1 protein-coding gene is annotated in these 1,688 nt (G+C 68.0%); it reads right to left on the bottom strand.

The window, feature by feature from the left end; translation table 11 throughout:
* Positions 1–1,688, bottom strand: a 1,688-nt coding sequence (locus AC1DOC_RS32630) for a molybdopterin-dependent oxidoreductase (protein WP_478131437.1), incomplete at both ends; no start/stop codon positions are given.

The following is a 1,688-nucleotide window of genomic DNA, read 5'->3' on the forward strand; positions in this document are numbered from 1 at the left end:
CGATAGAGTCGAGTTGATAGATGCTCGCAACCACAGGCGCGGGAGCGGCGCCGCTCAAAGCGACGGCCTTGGCGGCGGTGGCGTTGTCCAGCGCGTTGGCCGGCACGGCGCCGTTGTCGCCGATGGTGCGCAGCACGTCAGCCGTCGATTCGAATGCGAAGCCCGGCAGGCCGAGCAGGTTGGCCAGCACGCGCAGCACCTTCCAGGCCGGACGCGTCTCGCCTTGCGGCTTCACGACGGCATGGAAGCCCTGCACGCGGCCTTCGGCATTGACGAAGGTGCCCGGGGTCTCGGTGAATGGCGCGATCGGCAGCAGCACGTCGCTGAACTCGAGGTTGGCCTTGAAGGGACTCAGCGTGACGACCATCTGGGCATTGCCGATGGCGTCGGCGGCTGCGGCGCCCGCGGCCAGCATGCGGCCGGCATCGAGGCCGCCGTTCTTCGGGAACGCGCCGACGAGCTGCGCGCCCACGGTGTTGGCGGCTTCGGTCAGGTAGCCGACGGTGGCGCCGGTCTGCGCGCCGATCCAGTTGGCAAGGGCCAGCAGGCTGCTGGCCTCTGCATGGTGGGCGGCGGCATTGCCGAGCAGGATGGCCTTGCGCTCGCCGCCGAGCAGCGAGGCCGCGATGGCTTGTGCGGCGGCGTCGGGCTCGTTCCTGGGTGCCAGCGGGGCGGTCGCGCCGTTGGTCTTGCCGATGGCGGCAGCGACGGCAGCGAGTGCCTCGACCCACTGGCCGGCCTCGGCGATGGTCGACTGCGCCACGCTGATGGCCCACGCGTCGCGGTCGGCCATCAGGCCGGCCGAGGTGATCACCGACAGCGCGGCGCCCTTGCGCACGGCCTGGCGGATGCGCTGCGCGAACAGCGGATGGTCCTTGCGCAGGTTCGAACCGACGACCAGCGCGCGCTGCAGTTGCGTGAGCGATGCAATCGAGGTGCCGAGCCAGCGCACGCCTTCGAAGGCCGTGAATTCGGCATTGCGGAGGCGATAGTCGATGTTGTCGCTGCCGAGCTCACGCGTGAGCATGGCGGCCAGCTGCAGCTCTTCGAGCGTGCTGTGCGGGCTCACCAGCGTGCCGATGCTTTGCGCACCGTGGTCGGCTTTGATCTGCTTGAGGCCATTGGCCACGTATTCGAGCGCGGTCTGCCAGTCGACCTGCTGCCATTGGCCGCCCTGCTTGAGCATGGGCTGCGTGAGGCGCTCGGGGCCGTTGAGGGCTTCGTACGAGAAGCGGTCGCGGTCGGCGATCCAGCACTCATTGACTTCTTCGTTCTCGAGCGGCACCACGCGCATCACGCGGTTGTTCTTGACCTGGACGATCAGGTTGGAACCGGTGGAATCGTGCGGGCTCACCGACTTGCGGCGCGACAGTTCCCAGGTGCGGGCGCTGTAGCGGAACGGCTTGCTCGTGAGCGCGCCGACCGGGCAGATGTCGATCATGTTGCCCGACAGTTCGGAGTCGACCGAATCGCCGAGGAAGGTTTCGATCTCGGAGTGCTCGCCGCGCTGGGTCATGCCGAGCTCCATCACGCCGGCCACTTCCTGGCCGAAGCGGACGCAGCGCGTGCAGTGGATGCAGCGGCTCATCTCTTCCATGCTGATCAGCGGGCCGACGTCCTTGTGGAAGACGACGCGCTTTTCTTCTTCGTAGCGCGAAGAAGAGCCGCCGTAGCCCACGGCCAGGTCC

The sequence above is a fragment of the Variovorax sp. 01T439_2 genome (assembly GCF_056398445.1).